Origin of the sequence: Paenarthrobacter sp. OM7 (genome assembly GCF_029873575.1) — a bacterium.
Classification (GTDB): Bacteria; Actinomycetota; Actinomycetes; order Actinomycetales; family Micrococcaceae; genus Arthrobacter.
In genome coordinates, this window is record NZ_CP123579.1 from 4,233,803 (window position 1) to 4,253,564 (window position 19,762).

The window sequence follows — 19,762 nt, forward strand, 5'->3', positions numbered from 1 at the left end:
CAGCCACCAAACAGGCGCACATACGTTAATTACCTGAATGCATGTCACGTCGGTCACTTGACTGGAACTGGAGCGATATGACGTGCCACACTGTGTAGCGCGAGTGCACCGGCGTCCCCGTCGGAACAGCCGACGACGTCCCGCACCTCGCTCCCACAACACCATTCCCCAAGGGAGACCCATGTCCAGTTCCAGCACCGAAGGCGCGCCCCCCGTTTCGCGGAAAGTGATCGGCCTGGCCGTCGCCGGCGCGGTGGGCGGATTCCTCTTCGGCTTCGATTCCTCCGTGGTCAACGGCGCCGTGGACGCGATGGCGGACGAGTTCGTCATGAGCGAGGCATTAACCGGCTTCGCCGTTGCTGTTGCGTTGCTGGGGTGCGCCGCCGGCGCCTATTTTGCCGGCAAGATCGCCGACCGCTACGGACGCATCCCGGCCATGAAGATCGGCGCCCTGCTCTTCCTGGTGAGCGCCGTCGGCACGGGCCTCGCCTTCAGCGTATGGGACCTGATTTTCTGGCGGCTCGTCGGCGGTCTGGGCATCGGCCTTGCCTCGGTCATTGCTCCCGCCTACATCTCCGAGATTTCGCCCCGCCACGTGCGCGGGCGTCTGGCTTCGCTCCAGCAGCTCGCCATCACCACAGGCATCTTCGCTGCGCTGCTCTCTGACGCAGTTCTTGCCAACTCGGCAGGCGGCGCCGGCGGCACACTGTGGCTTGGTATCGAGGCGTGGCGTTGGATGTTTATCGCCTGCGCCCTTCCGGCGGCCGTCTACGGCTGGATCGCTTACCGTTTGCCCGAGTCCCCTCACTTCCTGGTGCTCAACGGCAAGGAAGACCAGGCCCGTACCATCTTCAACAAGCTGATCCCCGGCGACGACATCGAGCGGCACATCCGCGAGATCCGCGAATCCATCCAGCAGGAAAAGCTGTCCACCAAGAAGGGCTCCCTGCGCGGCAACAGGTTCGGCCTGCTGCCAGTCGTGTGGATCGGCATCATCCTGTCCGTGCTGCAGCAGTTCGTCGGCATCAACGTCATCTTCTACTACTCCACTACGCTGTGGAAGGCTGTCGGGTTCCAGGAAAAGGACTCCCTCACGATCTCCGTCGCCACATCCGTGACCAACATCCTGGTGACCCTCGTGGCTATCGCTTTGGTGGACCGCATTGGACGACGACCCATCCTGCTCACCGGCTCCATCGGCATGGCTGCTTCCTTGGGCGTCATGGCGCTGGCCTTCTCTTCGGCAACCGGTTCCGGCTCGGAGATTACTCTTCCCGGCGCTTGGGGCCCTGTTGCCCTGGTTGCCGCCAACGTGTTCGTGATCAGCTTCGGCGCCTCGTGGGGTCCGCTCGTGTGGGTGCTGTTGGGTGAGATCTTCCCATCCCGCATCCGCGCCCGCGCACTCGGCCTTGCTGCCGCCGCTCAGTGGATCGCGAACTTCGCCATTACGCTCAGCTTCCCCATCATGGCAGCAGGTTCACTCCCCCTGACGTACGCCATGTACGCTGCGTTCGCTGCGGCGTCGTTCTTCTTTGTAATGTTCAAGGTTCCTGAGACGAACGGCATGTCGCTGGAGCAGGCCGAAACGTTGTTCGTTCCCAAAGGCGCGCCAGTGGCGCCGTTGCCTGTCGCTTCCGACGAACCCAAATAGACGCACAAAAGGCCCGGCGGATTGATTCCGCCGGGCCTTTCCGTGTCTGGGATTTTCGTTGAGGCGCAGGCCACTACACGAGGTGTGGCTCGTGCGATGTCAGGTACCCGCGACCACTGACGGAGATGACGATCGCGATCACCATGGCCAGCGCGCCGGCAAAGAACGGAACCTGCGGTCCGAAGTGCTCACCGAGCTGCGCAGCCGCGAAGGGAGCCAGTGCACCGCCCATCCAGCGCACAAAGTTGTAGCCCGCGGAAGCAACCGGACGTGGCGAATCAGAAACGCCCATGGCCAGTTCCGTGTAGACCGTATTGTTGATGCCCAGCAGGGCTCCCGCCACGATGACAAGCACGACGACGGTAGTCACCGACTGCCCCGCAGCAAGTCCCAGCCCGATCAGGTCAAGCATGAGGACAGGCAGCGTGCCGGTCAGGACCTTCACGGCGCCAAAGCGCTTCTGCAGAACGGGAGCAACGAATACCGAGAATACGGCGACTGCGACACCCCATCCGAAGAACACTCCCCCAATTCCGTAAGCGTCCATGCCCAGGATGAAGGGTGTGAAGGCAAGAATGGTGAAGAACCCGTAGTTGTAGAAGAGCGCACTGGCTGCTGTGGTGCGGAGTCCTTTGTGGCCCAATGCCAGGAGCGGGTCACGCAAGCGGGACTTCTTTGCCGGGGCGGGCGTCTTTGGCAGGAGGGCCAGAAGTGCCACGAAGGCTGCCGCCATGAGGACCGCGGTACCAAAGAACGGGGCGCGCCACTGCCACCCGCCCAGGAGTGCGCCCAACAGTGGGCCGAGCGAGATACCCAGGCCCAGGGCTGCTTCGTAAAGGATGATGGCCGTACCGGTTCCACCGCTGGCCACACCGACAATCACGGCAAGGGCTGTCGCAACGAACAGGGCATTACCGAGACCCCAGCCGGCACGGAACCCGACCAATTGTTCAACGCTGCCGGAAAAGCCGGACAACGATGCGAACACCACGATGATAGCCAGGCCGATCAGCAGCGTTTTCTTGCCACCGATCCTTGACGACACGAAACCACTGATCAACATGGCGATGGCCGTCACCAGGAAGTAGCTGGTGAACAGCAGCGACACTTCACTGGTGGACGCCTCAAGGTTTTTGGCAATTGCCGGCAGGATGGGGTCCACCAAGCCGATGCCCATGAAGGCAAAAACGGCGGCGAGCGCGGTGGCCCACACGGCCTTTGGCTGCTTGAGGAAGGAGGCTTTTTCAGCCTCCAGCGTGGTTTCGAGGGTTGTTTCGGCGCTTGCTGAAGCGTCAGCCAACTGGCGTGACATTCAATGGCTCCTTGTCGGTGCTGGTTTTCTGGTGGTGCTGGATTTTCTTAGTTCTGGAACGAGCTGTTGAGCTTGGCGATCACGGGCAATGCCGAGGCGAGACGCTCGATTTCCTCACTGCTGAGGTCCTGAAGCAGTTCGGCCACCATGGCGTTGCGCCGCTGATTGGCAGACTCGACGGCGGACGCCCCGGCTTCGGTGATGACCACCTGGACTGCTCGCGAATCGTCCGGATCCTGCTGGCGGGTGACCAGGCCGGTTCGCTCAAGCTTGATGATTTGCTCGGTGGCGCTGGGGACCTTGATGCCCAGGTTCTTGGCGACGTCGCCCACTCGGAGGCCACCGTCGGAGATCATGGACAGCAGGCTGAGCTGCGCGGCGGTAAGGTCGCCTTCAGGATCGAGGCGGCGGAACATGTAGACGCCGAGTCGTAGTGACTCGCGAAATTCCTGTGCGAGATCAAGTAACCGGGGATCAAAAGAACTCATATTTAGGTATCCTAATAGTTAGGTAACCTAAGAGTCAATACAGTGGTCTGCTTGAGCCAAATTCTCCCGCCCAGCCCCGGATTCGAAGTCCGGCAACTTCACTGATCGGCTGTGCCCTGGGAGGGGCGGCGCTGTTGATCGGTAGCTATGCCCTGTTGGCGTGCTGATTTCCAACGTGTGGACGTCGCCAGGCAACTGCTGCGCCGCCCAGCCAGGGTTTTCCTTGGTGTGGTTGCAGGCTTCGCAGAGTCCCGCACTGTTGGTCACGGTGGTAGTGCCACCGGATTGCCAAGGGACGATGTGATCGATATGCCTAATGGGCGCGTCGCAGTAGGGCGTGCGGCAGGTATCGTCCCGGACTTCGATGAAACGCCTCAACCTAGGGGGAAAGAGCCGCGCCTTGGAGTCCATGGTGATGAGCTCCCCTGTGGACGGCACCGTGTAGAGGCGGCGAAGCCAGACAGTGAACTCCGGATCCTTCGTTGGCGGCGGACTATCGCCCGTTGCAGACGGCCACCCCCCACGGGACTCGTCCGACGCGGCTGTTCCGGCGCCAACCAAGGCTCTCGCCCATGCCGCCGGGACGATTCCGTAGCCCTTGAGACGGGCTGGCTCACTGTCCCCCTGCAAAAGCGTACGGTCCGTCATGATGATCTCGAGGTCGACTCCACTGATTCCGCCGCGCCTGCCGGTAATGCGTTCGACGAGGGTATCTGCCATGACTTGGCCCCTGTTCCGTGATTCACCAGCGGAACGCACAGAATCTGCTTTCCGGGTGAGCGCAGCATAGACGGCAACCCCATGTGCGACCGGAAGCAGGGCGGTCAGGTACGTCATGGCATCCGGCGCGGGGCGCAGGCTCACGTTCCGCTCCGTGGCAGCCTGGCTGGCGCGCTGGGCAACAGTTCGGGGATCGCGCCGATAAGCGGCGGCTTTCGCTGCGGCGATGAGGGTTTTGTCGCCGACACCGTCGAAGGTGCCTGCGTCAGGTGCGAGTTCCTCGTCCACGACGCGCCGATCTTCCAAGGAGAGGCAGGCCGTCTCTTTCACGAGCAAAGTGGCGCGCCATTCATTGAGCTGTCCGGATTCCAACGCAGCCATGGTGCGCGGCATCTCCGTCACCAACGCTTTCGCCAACCCAAGGAGACGTGAGCCCCGGCTTGGTGATTCGCGACGCGCCAACGCTACCTGCGCCCCTACGCCCTGCCCTTGCTCGGAGATGGGAATGCCGGCCGACGCTTGCTCACGGCGCTGCGCGAGGTCGAAGGCTACGGCCGCCCTGGCCTGGACACTTGCGATAGCGGACTTCATATCCTCCAAACCACGCAGTTGGTCAATCAGCTCACCGCTGCTCGACCCGAGGCAAAGAGCCTTCAGCAGCCCTGTGAGGGCGGAGACACTGGGCACGGAGCCGTCAGAGCGAAACCCCAACAGCAGGGCATGTGCGTCCGAATCAATCGCTGGCCGCTCCCGAATCTTCTCCATGGCCCAACTTTTCCAGCGGGCTACGGGCGCCATAAGGCCGAAATCTCCCTATGTGGAAAACAACCGCATCCCGGGTCCAGCAAACTACCGCAGGCGCGCGTCCCCCTCAGAGCGTCAGCTTCATGCCCTCATGGCTGGCTACAAAGCCGAGCCGCTCGTAGAAACGGTGCGCTGCCGTACGGGATTTGTCGGTGGTGAGCTGCACCAGGGAGCAACCCCGCTCCCGGGCCTGCTCAAGTGCCCACTCGATCATCAGCGCCCCGACGCCTTGGCCACGCAGCACGTCGGACACCCGAACCGCCTCGATCTGGGCACGCCAGGAACCCTTACGGGACAAGCCGGGCAGGTAGCTGAGCTGGAACGTGGCCACCACTTCGCCCGCGAGCTCGCCCACCACCAGGAGGTGGGCCGGGTCGGCGTCGATCGCGTCAAAAGCCTTCTGGTAGGGCACTAAATCGGCGGCATCTTCGCGGGTGGCACCCAGCTGATCATCTGCGAGCAGCGCGAGGATCCGCGGCAGGTCGGCTTTGGTGGCGCGTCGAAGGCTGAAGGCACCAAGCCCGACGTCGGCGGTCATCAACGTGGGCGAGGTACCAGATTCTGCAGTCACCACCCCAGCATGCCATTTAGACCAGAACTCAGTATTGCTAAGTACCGGTACTTAGTTCTACTATGTAGTGGTAGCTAGTAATACTGAGTACTAAAGGAGGTGTCCAATGGGCAAGCAGATGACGGAGATGCTCAAAGGCACACTGGAGGGCATTGTGCTGGCCCTCCTGACCGGAAAGGCAGCGTATGGATACGAGATCACCACGTTGCTCCGGGAGCAGGGCTTCACCGAGATTGCTGAGGGCACCGTTTACGCGCTGCTGGTCAGGATCGAACAAAAGGGGTTGGTGGACGTTGAAAAGCGGCCTTCCGAAAAAGGACCACCCCGCAAGGTGTACACGCTCAACCCCCAGGGCCAAAAAGAACTGAATGAATTCTGGAACACCTGGAGCTTCTTGTCCGAACGGCTTGAACAGCTCCGCAAGGAAGGAAATTAACATGGCAGCAAAATGGATCGAACTGGTCACCGGATCACTCGAACAGAAGAAGCAGTACAAGCAAGCCAAGGCGCGGTTGGATTCCTTGCCCGAGCCCTACCTGACCGTGGCCGCCGCCTTCAACCGGTACTTGATGTACTACGGCGGCGTCACCGAGGGCGACACCATGGTTCAGATGTTCACGGACCTCGCAGACCTTTGGGAACGCGCCGCAATCGACGGCACGCCCGTCAGCGAAATCGTGGGCGAAGACCCCATCGAATTCGCTGAAAGCTTTGCCCAGGCCTACGGCGGAAAGCGCTGGATCGACAAGGAACGCGATCGCCTTAACAAGGCCATCAACACAGCGAAGGAGGCGGAATCATGACCGCTGCAGCAATCAGGGTGGAGGGCATTGAGAAGTCCTACAAGGATCTCCACGTCCTGCGTGGCGTTGACTTCGAGGTGGCGTCGGGCAGCATTTTTGCCCTTCTCGGCTCGAATGGCGCCGGCAAGACCACCATGGTGAAGATCCTCTCCACGCTGCTCACAGCGGATGGCGGGCATGCCGCCGTCGAGGGCTTTGATGTTGCCACCGAGTCGCTCCAGGTGAGGCAGTCCATCAGTCTGACCGGACAGTTCGCCGCAGTGGATGAGGTCCTGTCCGGGAAGGAGAACCTGATCCTGGTGGCGAAGCTGCGCCATCTCAAGGACCCGGCACAGATCGCGGACGAGCTGTTGGCCCAGTTCAGCCTCACCGACGCCGGGGCACGCAAGGTAGCAACCTACTCAGGCGGCATGCGTCGCCGGCTGGACATCGCCATGAGCCTGATCGGCAACCCCAAGGTGATCTTCCTGGACGAGCCGACCACGGGCCTCGATCCGGAGGCGCGGCTTGAGGTGTGGCAGATCGTCAAGAACCTCGCCCATCAGGGGACCACGGTCCTGCTGACGACGCAGTACCTCGATGAGGCCGAGCAACTGGCAGACCGGATCGCCATCCTTCATGAGGGCCGCATCATCGCCAACGGCACGCTGGCCGAGCTGAAGCAACTCCTGCCGCCGGCCAAGATCGAATACGTCGAGAAACAACCGAGCCTGGAGGACATTTTCCTGACATTGGTTGGCACCGGCACCGGCTCCCAAAAGGCTGGTAACGAGTCAGTAAAGGACAAGTCATGAATACCCATTTCTTCGCAGACACGTCCGTGCTGCTGGGCCGTTCCATGCGGCACATCTTCCGCAGCGTGGACACTATCATCACCACGGCCATCACACCGATCGCGCTCATGCTGCTGTTCGTCTACGTTTTCGGCGGCGCCATCAAGACCGGCACTGAAAACTACGTGAACTACCTACTGCCCGGCATCATGCTGATCGCCATCGCTTCGGGCATCGCCTACACGGCAGTCCGGTTGTTCACGGATATGCAGAGTGGCATCTTTGAGCGGTTCCAGTCCATGCCGATTGCGCGCTCCTCGGTTCTGTGGGCACATGTGCTGACGTCCTTGGTGGCCAACGGACTTTCGCTGGTGATCATTGTGCTGGTGGCGCTCCTCATGGGGTTCCGGACGTCGGCCAACATACTTGATTGGCTGGCCATCGCGGGAATTCTGGCGCTGTTCACCCTGGCACTGACATGGATTGCCATTATCGCGGGGCTTTCGGCAAAGTCCGTGGATGGCGCCGGCGGGTTCTCCTACCCGCTGATCTTCCTGCCATTCATCAGCTCGGCCTTCGTCCCGACGGAGACCATGCCGGGCCCGGTCCGCTGGTTCGCAGAGAACCAACCGGTCACCTCCATTGTGAACACCATCCAGGATCTCTTCGCGCAGCGTCCGGTGGGCGGCGACATCTGGGTAGCCCTCGCATGGTGCTTGGGGATCCTGGTTGTCTCCTACGCCTTTGCCACTGCCGCCTACAAGCGCCAGATCGCCTAGTCACCGCAGCATAAGGACCAGCGCCCAACAAAGGCCTAAGCTCCCCCTTCATCAGGGCGGGAGCTTTCGCCATTCAGACCGATTCGCCATTCGTCAGGCATTAGCTATAGCTTTATCGAACAGATTTGTAACGGCCGTCACTATTATGGCGGATCCTTCGAAGGGTTCTTGAACTAATGTCCGACCAGACAACACAGGGGCAGCTCCGCGCCTCCAGCAGGGACAGCGAGCCCCACCTGTCACGCTCGCTCAGCAACCGCCACATCCAACTCCTGGCCATCGGCGGCGCCATCGGAACCGGCCTCTTCATGGGCTCCGGCAAAACCATTTCCGTCGCCGGGCCCTCTGTGATCTTCGTGTACATGATCATCGGCTTCATGCTCTTCTTCGTCATGCGGGCCATGGGACAGTTGCTGCTTTCCAACCTGAACTACAAGTCCTTCAGCGACTTCGCAGGCGACCTCCTTGGCCCCTGGGCCGGCTTCTTCACGGGCTGGACCTACTGGTTCTGCTGGGTAGTCACCGGCGTGGCAGACGTCATCGCGATCGCGGGCTACGCCAACGAACTCTGGCCGGGAATCCAACTCTGGATCCCGGGCATCGCCACCATCATCATCCTGCTCCTCCTGAACCTGCCCACCGTTAAGGCGTTCGGCGAGACCGAATTCTGGTTCGCCCTCATCAAGATCATCGCCATCGTGGCGCTCATCGTTGTGGGCCTGGTGATGATCTTCACTGGTTTCCAGTCCAACGCAGGCACGGCCAGCTTCACCAACCTGTGGAGTCATGGCGGATTCTTCCCCAAGGAATTCATGGGCTTCGTGGCCGGCTTCCAGATTGCCGTGTTCGCGTTCGTGGGCATCGAGCTTGTTGGCACCGCAGCAGCCGAAACCAAGAACCCGGAGCACAACCTGCCCCGCGCCATCAACGCCATCCCCTTGCGCGTGATGCTCTTCTACGTAGGCGCACTCATCATCCTCATGTCCGTCACGCCGTGGACCGAATTCAAGGCAGGCCAGAGCCCGTTCATTGCCATGTTCTCCTTGGCCGGTTTGGGCATGGCAGCCACCGTGGTCAACCTCGTAGTGCTCACCTCGGCCATGTCATCGGCCAACTCGGGCATCTACTCGACGTCCCGCATGGTCTACGGCCTGGCCAACGACGGCGACGCACCCAAGCTCTTCGGCCGCTTGTCCACCCGCAAAGTACCCCAGAACGCACTGTTCCTCTCCTGCGTCCTGCTGCTGGCCGGCGTCGCGCTTCTCTACGCGGGCAAGGACGTTGGCGTGGCGTTCGACATGGTGACCACCGTATCCGCCGTCTGCTTCATGTTCGTCTGGTCCATCATCCTGGCCAGCTACCTCGTGTACCGCAAGCGCCGGCCCGGGCAGCACGCGGCCTCGCCGTTCAAGATGCCCGGCGGCATCCCGATGGTGTGGGTTGTCTTCGCGTTCTTCGCGTTCCTCGTCTGGGCGCTCACCACGCAGCCGGACACGCTCACCGCGCTTATGGTGACGCCCATCTGGTTCGCGATCCTCGGTATCGCCTACGCCGTGGTCCGCAAGTCCCCGCTCCACCAGGCCCGCGTGGCCGAATGGAAGGCCATGTCCGAGGCCGAAACCGCGGAAGCGCGCTAACGCTTCAAAATTAAAGCCCGACGTCGGCACCCACCCTCGGTGCCGACGTCGGGCTTTCTTGATGCAAGCGAGAGAGCGTCCGGCCCCACCCCGCGAAAGGTGAGCGAGGGTCAGGCGAAGTACACGCCAATCCGGTCCCCGTCGATTTCCTCAATGCGGATGTCGATGTCGTAAACGTCGTGCAGCATCCCGGCGCGCATGATCTCCGAGGGCGTGCCCTGATGGATGAGCCGGCCGTCCTTCATGGCCAGGATGGTGTCCGAGTAGCAGGACGCGAAGTTGATGTCATGGACCACCAGGACAATCGTCTTTCCGAGCTCGTCGGCCAGCCGGCGCAGCAGCCGCATCATTTCCACGGAGTGCTTCATGTCCAGATTGTTGAGCGGTTCATCGAGCAGCAAGTATTCGGTGTCCTGCGCCAAGACCATTGCGATGTACGCGCGCTGACGCTGCCCGCCCGACAGCTCATCCACGAACTTGTCAGCCATGGACGTCAGATCCAACTGCCGGATGGCCTCGTCCACGTGCTCAAGATCCTCCACCGTGGGCCGGCCGCCGCTGTGCGGGAAGCGGCCGAAAGCCACGAGGTCGCGGACCGTGAGCCGCATGGTCAGGTGGTTTTCCTGCCGCAGGATGGCCATGGTCTTGGCCAGTTCCTTGCTGGGCGTCGCTGTGACATCCAAGCCAGCCACCGACACTCCCCCGCCGTCCATGGGCTGGAGGCGGCTGATCAGGGAGAGCAGAGTGGACTTGCCCGCACCGTTGGGTCCAATGATGGACGTGATGCCGCCGCGGGGGATCTCGCAGGTGACGTCGTCCAGCACGGTGGTGCCGCCGTAGCGCTTGGTCACGTTCCGGACGGTAATCATGGGCACTTCCCAATCATTTCAGTGAGCCTTTCAGCAACAGGTAAAGGAAGAGGATGCCGCCGGTGAACTCGATGATCACGCTGAGGGCAGTGGCGAACCCAAACACGCGTTCCAGCAGCAACTGGCCACCCACCAAGGCGATGGCGCCAATCAGGACCACCATGGGGAGCAGCCAAGCGTGCCGGAAACCGCGGCAGAGCTGGTAACCGAGGCTGACCACCAGCAGCCCGAAGAACGTCACCGGCCCCACCAGGGCGGTGGAAACCGCCACCAGCAGCGAGCACGCGAGCAGCACCCGCATCACCACGCGCTTGTGGTCGACGCCCACGTTGATGGCCACTTCCCGGCCCAGCGCCAGCACGTCCAGCGTGTGCCGCATCCGCCACACCCCAACGCACACCAAGGCGATCAGCACCGCAGAAACACCCAGGAGTCCCGGGTCTACGTTGTTGAAACTGGCGAAGAACAGATCCTGGAGGATGATGAATTCGCTGGGCTCCATGAGCCGCTGCAGCAGGGAGGAGAAGCCACGGAACAGCGTCCCCAGGACGATGCCCACCAGCAACAGCAAATGCAGTGATCGCGTGGCCCCAGTGAACATCCACCGGTAAAGGAGCACGCTGAACCCCACCATCAGTACGATTTCCAGCCCGAACTTAAGCGTGGACGGAGCCGTGGCCAGCGTCGCAGCACCCGCCACGAACGCCAGCGCCGTCTGCACCAGGATGTACAGCGAATCGAAGCCCATAATGGACGGCGTCAGGATCCGGTTGGCCGTGACGGTCTGGAACAGCAGCGTGGAAACACCCACCGCCGCGGCCACCAAGAGCATTGCCGAAACCTTGATAACCCGCCGCGGCAGGACGTAGGCGATGTTGCCCTTGAGGTCGATGGTCAGGAAAACGGCAACAAGCACGACGGCGGCAATCGCCAACACGGCGATCACCCGTCCCGGCGGGGTGCTTCGGATGGCGTCGCGCCAACGGGTGCGGGCGGACAGGCGGGGTGCGGTCAGGAGTGTTTCAGGCATTGCGTTTCCTCAACAGCAGGAAGAGGAACAGGATGGCTCCCAGGACCGACATGACCATGCCCACCGGCACTTCGTAGGGGAACCGGATGGTCCGGCCGATGATGTCGCAGACCAGCACGAACGCTGCTCCGAACAACGCCGTCCAGGGAACAGCCCGGCGGAGGTTGTCCCCGAAGAGCAGGGACACAATGTTGGGCACTACCAAGCCGAGGAACGGCACGGCACCCACCGTGGTAACCACAACGGCCGAGATCAACGAAACGATCATCAGCCCCAACCGCATGGTGCGCGCGTAGTTCAGACCAAGGTTGGTGGTGAAGTCCTGCCCCATGCCGGCCACGGTGAAGCGGTCGGCAGCAAAGAGGCCCACCAACACCAGGACAGCCACGATCCACAGCAGTTCATACCGCCCGCGGAGCACGCCGGAGAAGTCTCCGATCATCCAGTTACTCAGGGTCTGGAGGAGATCGAAGCGGTAAGCGAAGAATGTGGTGACGGCTGCGATGATGCCACCCAGCATGATGCCTACCAGCGGAATCAGCAGGGTGTTACGGGCAGGAAGGCGCCGCAGGATCGCCAGGAAGAGGGCTGTGCCCAGAACGGCGAACACAGAAGCCACCAGCATCTTGGTGGGAATCGGAGAGTCGGGAGCCAGCACGGTGACCACCAGGATGCCGAGTGTCGCCGACTCCACGGTGCCCACAGTGGACGGCTCAACAAATCGGTTCCGGGCCATGAGCTGCATGATCAACCCGGCAACGGCGACGGCCATGCCGGCCAGGACCACGGCCACGGTGCGCGGCACCCGCGAGACCCAGAAGATTTCCCAGGCACCGGCGTCGTTCGCCAACAGAGCGGGCAGTGAAACATCGCTGACACCCACAAAAATGCTGGCCACGGCGATCACCACCACAACGGCAGCGGCCGCAACCAGGCGGGCAGTTTCGCCAGTCCGGTTGCGGCTTGCTGGCACCGTGGGGCGCACGGCGGTAGTTGTCACGTCAGGATTTCAGGTGGAGCGGTTGTCAGGCGACCGAGTCGGCCACTGCGGTGACCATGACCTGGACGTTGTTCAGGCCGTAGCCCACGATGTACCAGCCTGCGGGATCCAGGTTGATGATCTTGTTGTTCTTGGCGGCGTTGGTGGACTTCACGAGCTCGTTGTCCAGGATGGGGTTGGCAGTGGAGCCTGCGGTGCCGATCGCGGTGTCGCGGTTGATGACGTAGAGGATGTCCGGGTTGGTTTCCTTGATGTATTCGAAGGAGACAGCCTCGCCGTGGGATCCCTCGGACTTGACGTCAGCGGCCGTCGGAACGCCCAAGACATCGTGGATGATGCCGAAGCGTGAGCCCGCGCCGTATGCGGTGACTTCGCCACCGGAGGTCAAAACGATCAGGCCCTTGCCGGCCGAAGCGGCTTTGGTCTTGGTGTCGGCAACGGTCTTGTCCACTTCTGCGAGCTTGGACGCGACCTCGTCTTCCTTCTTGAAGATCTTGCCGAGCTTCTCGGTCTGTGCCTTGAAGCTTTCCATGGGCTTGGCCGCATCAACGGAGAGGTCGATGGTGGGGGCGATCTTGCTCAGTTCCCCATAGGCGCCGGCAGTTCGGCCGGAGACGATGATGAGGTCCGGGGCTGCGGAGCTGACGGCTTCGAAGTCGGGTTCCTTAAGCGAACCCACCTTGGCGTACTTGGCCTCGGAGAACTTCTTGAGGGCCTCCGGGTAGCTGGCCTCGGGAACACCGGTGGGCTCGACGCCGAGCGCGTTCATGGTGTCCAGGACGCCGAGATCGAAGGTGACAACCTTGGCCGGATTCACGGGAACGTTGGTGGTTGAACCCTGGGCGTGCTCGATGGTGATGGTGCTGGCCTCCTCGGGTTGCGAAGACGCCGTTGCCCCGCCTCCACAGGCCGTAACGGCCAGCAAAGCAGCGCCTGCAGCCAATGCCCCAATGTAGCTCGACAGCCTCTTTTTCACGCCAGTACTCCACTCACTAATAAGTCATAGATGTGTTGCCTAATTGCTTTTTGACTCTATTAGTAAGGTGAGGCTAACTTCAAAACCGAAAGGCCCTCCAGCGGGATTTTGTGACTGAAGTCACCCTTTTTTCTCCCGCTGGAGAGCCTTTGTTACTTTCGGGTGGCGCTTACGCCTCGGCCTGCCGATCCTCCACGAGCTTTTGGACCGCCGGGAAGAGCGGGTGCGACGGCGTCAGTTCCGTGATGCGTTCGACGGCGGCAGCCGCGTCCAGTTCGGACAGCAGCGTGGCAAGTTCCACGGCTTCGTCATCGTTGCCGTCGTCGAAACGCAGCGCTGCGGACATCGTCTCAAGGAGTGCCACTGGGGTGACACCGCGCTCAGCGAGCTCCGCGGCAGGACCAACGAACCGCTCATGCCGGCCCAGTTTCCGCAGCGGGGCACGGCCGACGCGGACCACCGTGTCCGGCAGGTGCGGGTTGGTAAAGCGGGACAGGATCTTCTGCACGTACGCTTCCTGCTCGGCCTCGACAAAGCCGTGCTTGGCCACCAACAGTTCCTTGGTTTCCTCCAGAACCGCCCGGACCTTCGCGGCCACGGACGGATCGGCCATGGCATCGGAGATCTTCTCCAGCCCGGCTTGGTAACCGAAATACGCTGCCGAAGCATGGCCGGTATTGACCGTGAACAGCTTGCGCTCAATGTACGGGCCCAGTTCGTCTACGAACGTGGCGCCGGGGATCGTGGGCACCTTGTCACCGAACGGCGTGCGGTCAATGACCCACTCGTAGAAGGTCTCCACCGTGACATCAAGGCCCTGGCCCGGAGCCTGGTTGGGGACAATGCGGTCCACAGCCGTGTTGGCAAAAACCGCGATGGCGTCCAAATCACCTGCGGAATTGTCCCAAGCCGACAGGATCGCCGTGTGCAGGAGGTCCGTGGCGTTGATGGCGTTCTCGCAGGCCATCACGTGGAGAGGCGGCAGGTCTGTGGGACGGGCCGCCAGCCCACGGGCGATCACCGGTGCCACGAACTTCAGGATGTGCGGCCCCACCGCCGTGGTGACCACATCCGCCGTCGAGATTTCCTCCACAACAGCGGCCTCCTGCGATGCGGAGTTGAAAGCTCGGAAACCAGTGACGGTCTTGACCGCTGGATTCTCACCAACCTCGTGGACGTCGTAGCTGCCGGCCACCGCGAGCTGGCTGATCAGCGCGTCCGCGACATCCGCGAACACCACCTCATAGCCGGCTTCATGAAGCAGCAGCCCCACGAAGCCGCGCCCGATGTTTCCTGCCCCAAAATGGACTGCCTTCACTATGCATTGACCTTTCTGAACAGCTCCAGGACCTCGTCAACCGTGGTGGCCTCCTCCAACTGGGCAACTTGTGCCTTGTTGGTGAAGATCTTGGCAATGGAAGACAGGATGTGGAGGTGCTCATTGTTGACGCCGGCGACACCGACCACGAACTTCACTTGCTTGCCGCCCCAGTCGATGCCCTCTGGGTAGCGGATGATGGACACGGCCGAGTGGTTGATGTGTTCCTTGGCATCGTTGGTGCCGTGCGGGATGGCCAGGAAGCTGCCCATGTAGGTGGATACGGATTCCTCGCGCTCGTGCATCGCGTGGACGTAGCTGACATCCACGGCGCCGCGGTCCAGCAGGAGCTTTCCGGCCTCGTCGATCGCCGCGTCACGGTCAGTGGCCGTGCCGTTCAGGACCACACTTTCGCGGAGGAGGACACCTTTGCCCCCGGCTGCCTGACCATCGACGGCGGGGGCCGGTTCAGCGGCATGCGCACCGTGGGTGGCGGCTGCTGCGGCCGCGGGCTGTGCGCTGGCTGCGGGGGTAGTGCTGTTGCTGCTCCGCACCAGTTCAACGATCTCTTCGTACTTGGGACTGTTCATGAAGTTGTCCACCGAGTAGTGCACTGCGCTGGACGTGCGCGGCTGGGCGCGTTCTGTGAGGTCCTGGTGCGTGACCACCACATCGTAGTTGTCGTTGAGGTTGGCGATGGCCGAGTTGGTGACCTTGACGTCCGGGAAGCCGGCGGCCTTGATCTTGTTGCGGAGGACCGAGGCACCCATGGCGCTGGAACCCATGCCTGCGTCGCAGGCGAACACGATGTTCTGGACCGGGCGGGTGAGCACGGTACCGGGCTGGGAGCCTGCCGGTTCGCCGGCGCGGTCACCAACAAGCGCGGAGGAGACGGAGCTCTTCTTGCCCTTCATGGCTTCCATGCGGGATGTCGCTGCCGAGAGATCATCCTCGCCCTTGTTCTTGGACGTGCGCAGGATGACCGCGGCAATCAGGAAGGAAACGGCAGTGGCCAAGACAACCGCCAGGATGACGCCAAGGTAGCTGTCGCGGGCAGTCTGTGCCAGCACGGCGATGATGGATCCTGGCGCGGCCGGAGCAACGAGGCCGGAGTTGGTGATGGCCAGGGTAGCGATGCCGGTCATGCCGCCACCGATGGCAGCCAGGATGAGGATGGGCTTCATCAGGACGTACGGGAAGTAGATCTCGTGGATGCCACCGAGGAAGTGGATGATCGCTGCACCGGGGGCCGAAGCCCTGGCCGCACCGCGTCCGAAGAACATGTACGCCAGCAGGATGCCCATACCCGGACCCGGGTTGGCTTCCAGCAGGAACAGGATGGACTTGCCCTGTTCCAGGGACTGCTGAATACCCAGCGGAGTCAGCACGCCGTGGTTGATGGCGTTGTTGAGGAAGAGGACCTTGGCCGGCTCAATGAAGATGCTGGTCAGAGGCAGCAGGCCGTTGTTGACCAGGAACCCGACCACGGCCCCGGCGCCGTCAGTGAAGCGCTGGACCACCCAGGAAAGGCCGTAGAAGCCACCCAAAGCCAACAGCGCACCCCAGATACCCGCGGAGAAGTTGTTGACCAGCATTTCGAAACCGGGGCGGATCTTGCCGTCCCACAGGGCGTCGATCTTCTTCATGGTCCAAGCACCCAGCGGGCCCATAATCATGGCCCCGATGAACATTGGCGCGTCCGTACCTGCGATGACGCCCATGGTTGCGATGGCGCCGACCACGCCGCCGCGGACGTCATAGACCATGCGGCCGCCCGTGTAGGCAATCAGGATTGGCAGGAGGTACGTGACCATAGGGCCAACGATGCCGACGTTGGGATCGCCCTCGGCATTGGTACCGAACCCACCCAGTTCAGCGACTGGAATCCAGCCCTTCTCGATAAAGAGGGCTGTGATGAGGCCCCAGGCGATGAAGGCGCCGATGTTGGGCATGATCATGCCGGACAGGAATGTTCCGAACTTCTGAACACCAACGCGCACGCTGGTGCGGGGCTTCGCAACTGTCTCTGTTGCCATGTGAATTCCTAACGTGTGTCCCGCGGCGGCGCGGGGTCAGTCGATAAAGATCGAGAGAACGCAGCCTTAGGAGCTGCTGGAAATGCGGTGAAGCCATTCAAGGAAAAGCTTCAGTTCAGAGCTGGAAAGTTGGTCTGAATGTGAGGCCTGCAGTGCCGCATTCAGGGCGATTGCCGCAACAACCACGGACGATTTACCGGAGTCGTCCGCTGCGGCGCCACGGGCGGTGTCCGTGGAGACGGCAAAAATCATGGAATCCCGGGTCATCGTTGAGAGCTCGAGGTTCCTTTCTTCCACCGGTTCTGCGATCAGCATGAGCGTGACGCCCACGTTGGCCGCCAGGATGCTACGGGCCGCTTCGCGGGGCGGCACGTTGATCTGACCGGAAATTGCGGCCTTGTTCAGCATTTCCTCCAGAAGCGCTTCAGCATCGGCCACGATTGCAGGGCGGCTTTCCGGCCTGATGTTGCCGAACATCACCAGGTACAGATGCGGCTGGCTCAGCCCGAACTGGACATGGTTATCCCACATCCGCCGGACGTCTTCCAAAGGCTCCCCGGACGGCGCAAAATCCCGCTCCCCCGCCACATACTCTTCAAATCCGGCTGAAACGACGGCGTCGAACAAGCCTTCTTTGTCGCCAAAGTGGTGGTAAAGCGTTGGTGCGGTGACCCCGGCCAGCTTGGTGATCTGGCGCGTTGAGACCGCTGACCCCTCCGAATTCGCCAGCAACTCGGCAGCTGCGCGAAGCAACCGAATTTTAGGCGGAAGCTGGTCATCGAAACTCATAACCGCTACCCTAGCACCTATAGCGTTGCTATATGAAGTGGCTCACAAAGGAATTTTGTAGGCTAGTTTTCGAGGCTCCCGGTGCCGTCGCCGGCGGGTCTGAACCAACAAGCAGGAACAGAGGATTCAGTGCAGAATTTCCAAGGAGTAGGGGTAAGCCCTGGCCGCATCATTGGTTCCGTCCGCCAGATGCCCAAGCCGGTGAGCGAACCGCCGTCGGGAGAACGGTTGGCTGCGGACGTTGCCCCGGAAGACGCAGTCGCAGGCTTGAAGGCTGCCGCGCAGTCCGTCCATGACGAGCTCAAGGGACGTGCGGAGAGCGCTTCGGGCGACGGCAAGGCCGTGCTCGAAGCCACCGCCCTCATGGCCAAGGACACCATGCTCCTGAAGTCGGCGGCGAAGCTGATCAACGCCGGCTCCTCTGCTGAGCGTGCCATCTGGGAAGCCGGCGCGTCCGTCTCCGAGATGCTGCACAACCTGGGCGGCTACATGGCCGAACGCGCAACTGACGTCCTGGATGTGCGCGCCCGCATCGTGGCTGAACTCCGCGGCGTGCCCGCACCCGGCATTCCCGCTTCGGACACGCCCTTCATCCTGGTGGCCGAGGACCTCGCGCCGGCAGACACCGCAACACTGAATCCCGCGGTGGTGCAGGCGCTGGTGACCTCAGGTGGAGGACCGCAGTCCCACACGGCCATCATCGCGCGCTCGCTCGGCCTGCCTGCAGTGGTCGCGGCTCACGGCGTTGACGACATCGCCGACGGAACCGAGATCTACGTCGATGGTGCGGCCGGCTTCGTGGCGGCTTCGCCCTCTGACGAGCACCGGGCTTCTGCCATCGCATGGGCCGAAACGTCAGCCACCCTCGCCGAATTCGACGGAAACGGCACGACGGCGGACGGGCACTTGGTGCCGCTCCTCGCCAACGTTGGTGGAGCCAAGGATGCCGTGGCGGCCGCCGCTTTGGGCGCCCAGGGCGTTGGCCTGTTCCGTACCGAGTTCTGCTTCCTGGAACGTGACACCGAGCCCTCCGTGGACGAGCAAGCCGCAGCGTACAAGGCCGTTTTTGACGCGTTCCCGGGCAAGAAAGTTGTCCTCCGCACGCTCGACGCCGGCGCCGACAAGCCCCTGCCGTTCCTCACGGACGCCACCGAACCCAACCCTGCGCTGGGTGTCCGCGGCTACCGTACCGACTTCACCACGCCGGGGGTCCTGGAGCGCCAGCTTGAAGCCATCGCCCGGGCTGCCTCCGATTCCGATGCTGATGTGTGGGTCATGGCACCCATGATCTCCACGGCTGCTGAAGCCGGACGCTTCGCTTCACTGTGTGCAGCTGCGGGAATCCGGACGCCCGGTGTCATGGTGGAAGTTCCCTCTGCCGCCCTGACCGCTGCCACCGTGCTGCGCGAGGTGGGGTTTGCTTCCCTGGGCACCAACGACCTCACCCAGTACGCCATGGCCGCCGACCGCCAGCTCGGCCCCCTCGCCGAACTCAATACCCCTTGGCAGCCCGCCGTACTGCGGCTCGTGCAGCTCACCGTGGAAGGCGCGGCGCAGGAAAGCTCGGGCCGTGAAGGTGACGCCAAACCCGTGGGTGTTTGTGGTGAAGCAGCTGCCGACCCGGCCCTCGCCGTCGTTCTTACCGGGCTGGGTGTCACCACACTGTCCATGACCGCCCGGTCGCTGGCCGCCGTCGGGACAGTCCTGAAGACCGTGACCCTGGAGCAGGCGCAGGAACTCGCCCGCCTGGCCCTTTCCGCGCCCAGCGCCACCGAGGCCCGCGACTGGGTCCGCGCCAAGCTCCCCGTGCTCGAAGAGCTCGGCCTCTAATTTTCACTTCCGACCTTAGGAGAAACCATGCCCGAACGCACAGCCACCATCGCCAGCCGCTCCGGCCTCCACGCCCGCCCCGCCGCGCTGTTCGCCGAGGCCGCAGGCGAGCAGCCGGTTGAGGTCACCATCGCCATGCAGGGTGCCCCTGCCGATGACGCGCTCGACGCCGCCAGCATCCTTTCGCTCATGACGCTCGGCGCCGCGAAGGGCGACGTCGTGGTACTTCGGGCGCAGGGTGACGGTGCCGACGCTGCGCTGGACGCACTGGTGAAGCTGCTGGAGACGGACCTGGACGCGGAGTAGTTTTAGCTGGATTGTCACGGTTAGATGGTTTGCTGCGTGTTGGACGGCAGGAGTCGCCCAACGCGCAGCG

19 protein-coding genes are annotated in these 19,762 nt (G+C 62.5%); 8 read left to right on the plus strand and 11 right to left on the minus strand.

The window, feature by feature from the left end:
• Window positions 1–181: 181 nt before the first annotated feature.
• Window positions 182–1,651, plus strand: coding sequence for a sugar porter family MFS transporter (locus QEH68_RS19460; RefSeq protein WP_280624345.1), 1,470 nt, complete (start codon window positions 182–184; stop codon window positions 1,649–1,651).
• A 73-nt stretch (window positions 1,652–1,724) separates the two neighbouring features.
• On the opposite strand, the gene QEH68_RS19465 is transcribed toward QEH68_RS19460, so the two are convergent.
• The 4 genes from QEH68_RS19465 to QEH68_RS19480 all read right to left on the minus strand — a co-directional run bounded on the left by QEH68_RS19465 (window position 1,725) and on the right by QEH68_RS19480 (window position 5,513).
• Window positions 1,725–2,963, minus strand: a complete 1,239-nt coding sequence (locus QEH68_RS19465; protein ID WP_280624347.1) for an MFS transporter — start codon at window positions 2,961–2,963, stop codon at window positions 1,725–1,727.
• Window positions 2,964–3,010: 47 nt separating this feature from the next.
• On the minus strand, window positions 3,011–3,451 hold the full coding sequence (locus tag QEH68_RS19470; RefSeq protein ID WP_207595311.1) for a MarR family transcriptional regulator: 441 nt from the start codon (window positions 3,449–3,451) through the stop codon (window positions 3,011–3,013).
• A gap of 27 nt (window positions 3,452–3,478) precedes the next feature.
• Window positions 3,479–4,936 (minus strand): HNH endonuclease signature motif containing protein, encoded by a 1,458-nt coding sequence (locus tag QEH68_RS19475; protein ID WP_280624350.1) that lies wholly within the window; start codon window positions 4,934–4,936, stop codon window positions 3,479–3,481.
• 106 nt (window positions 4,937–5,042) lie between these two features.
• The gene (locus QEH68_RS19480; RefSeq protein WP_280628051.1) at window positions 5,043–5,513 is read right to left on the minus strand and encodes a GNAT family N-acetyltransferase; all 471 of its coding nucleotides are present in this window, start codon (window positions 5,511–5,513) and stop codon (window positions 5,043–5,045) included.
• A 139-nt stretch (window positions 5,514–5,652) separates the two neighbouring features.
• On the opposite strand from QEH68_RS19480, the gene QEH68_RS19485 reads away from it, so the two are divergent.
• The 5 genes from QEH68_RS19485 (at window position 5,653) to cycA (ending at window position 9,538) form a co-directional block, all read left to right on the plus strand.
• Window positions 5,653–5,982: a PadR family transcriptional regulator gene (locus tag QEH68_RS19485; protein WP_089596554.1), complete on the plus strand. Its 330-nt coding sequence runs from the start codon at window positions 5,653–5,655 to the stop codon at window positions 5,980–5,982.
• A 1-nt stretch (window position 5,983) separates the two neighbouring features.
• On the plus strand, window positions 5,984–6,349 hold the full coding sequence (locus QEH68_RS19490) for a DUF1048 domain-containing protein (RefSeq protein WP_207595314.1): 366 nt from the start codon (window positions 5,984–5,986) through the stop codon (window positions 6,347–6,349).
• Window positions 6,346–7,143 carry an ATP-binding cassette domain-containing protein gene (locus QEH68_RS19495; RefSeq protein ID WP_207595315.1) on the plus strand — a complete coding sequence of 266 codons (798 nt, stop codon included), beginning with the start codon at window positions 6,346–6,348 and terminating at the stop codon, window positions 7,141–7,143. The genes QEH68_RS19490 and QEH68_RS19495 overlap by 4 nt, the downstream gene beginning before the upstream one ends.
• Complete coding sequence (locus QEH68_RS19500; protein WP_280624354.1) at window positions 7,140–7,901, plus strand: ABC transporter permease; 762 nt, start codon at window positions 7,140–7,142, stop codon at window positions 7,899–7,901. Before QEH68_RS19495 ends, QEH68_RS19500 begins: the two co-directional genes overlap by 4 nt.
• Before the next feature lie 176 nt (window positions 7,902–8,077).
• The gene (gene cycA / locus QEH68_RS19505) at window positions 8,078–9,538 is read left to right on the plus strand and encodes a D-serine/D-alanine/glycine transporter (RefSeq protein ID WP_207595317.1); all 1,461 of its coding nucleotides are present in this window, start codon (window positions 8,078–8,080) and stop codon (window positions 9,536–9,538) included.
• Between the two features lie 110 nt (window positions 9,539–9,648).
• Here cycA and QEH68_RS19510 read toward each other — a convergent pair whose 3' ends face one another.
• From QEH68_RS19510 to QEH68_RS19540, 7 genes are all read right to left on the minus strand, one after another.
• The gene (locus tag QEH68_RS19510) at window positions 9,649–10,407 is read right to left on the minus strand and encodes an ABC transporter ATP-binding protein (RefSeq protein ID WP_280628052.1); all 759 of its coding nucleotides are present in this window, start codon (window positions 10,405–10,407) and stop codon (window positions 9,649–9,651) included.
• A gap of 13 nt (window positions 10,408–10,420) precedes the next feature.
• Window positions 10,421–11,437, minus strand: a complete 1,017-nt coding sequence (locus QEH68_RS19515) for an iron chelate uptake ABC transporter family permease subunit (RefSeq protein ID WP_280624356.1) — start codon at window positions 11,435–11,437, stop codon at window positions 10,421–10,423.
• Window positions 11,430–12,437, minus strand: coding sequence for an ABC transporter permease (locus QEH68_RS19520; protein ID WP_207595319.1), 1,008 nt, complete (start codon window positions 12,435–12,437; stop codon window positions 11,430–11,432). Before QEH68_RS19520 ends, QEH68_RS19515 begins: the two co-directional genes overlap by 8 nt.
• Window positions 12,438–12,462: 25 nt before the next feature.
• On the minus strand, window positions 12,463–13,413 hold the full coding sequence (locus QEH68_RS19525) for a siderophore ABC transporter substrate-binding protein (RefSeq protein WP_280624359.1): 951 nt from the start codon (window positions 13,411–13,413) through the stop codon (window positions 12,463–12,465).
• 169 nt (window positions 13,414–13,582) lie between these two features.
• A complete protein-coding gene (locus QEH68_RS19530) occupies window positions 13,583–14,731 on the minus strand; it encodes a mannitol-1-phosphate 5-dehydrogenase (protein ID WP_280624361.1) in 1,149 nt (382 codons plus the stop codon).
• Entirely contained in the window at window positions 14,731–16,767 is a 2,037-nt protein-coding gene (locus tag QEH68_RS19535) for a PTS mannitol transporter subunit IICBA (RefSeq protein WP_280624370.1), read from the minus strand. Before QEH68_RS19535 ends, QEH68_RS19530 begins: the two co-directional genes overlap by 1 nt.
• Window positions 16,768–16,833: 66 nt before the next feature.
• Window positions 16,834–17,556, minus strand: a complete 723-nt coding sequence (locus QEH68_RS19540) for a TetR/AcrR family transcriptional regulator (RefSeq protein ID WP_014923084.1) — start codon at window positions 17,554–17,556, stop codon at window positions 16,834–16,836.
• Between the two features lie 129 nt (window positions 17,557–17,685).
• On the opposite strand from QEH68_RS19540, the gene ptsP reads away from it, so the two are divergent.
• The gene (ptsP, locus tag QEH68_RS19545; protein WP_207595323.1) at window positions 17,686–19,386 is read left to right on the plus strand and encodes a phosphoenolpyruvate--protein phosphotransferase; all 1,701 of its coding nucleotides are present in this window, start codon (window positions 17,686–17,688) and stop codon (window positions 19,384–19,386) included.
• A 27-nt stretch (window positions 19,387–19,413) separates the two neighbouring features.
• Complete coding sequence (locus QEH68_RS19550) at window positions 19,414–19,692, plus strand: HPr family phosphocarrier protein (RefSeq protein WP_280624379.1); 279 nt, start codon at window positions 19,414–19,416, stop codon at window positions 19,690–19,692.
• Window positions 19,693–19,762 lie beyond the last annotated feature (70 nt).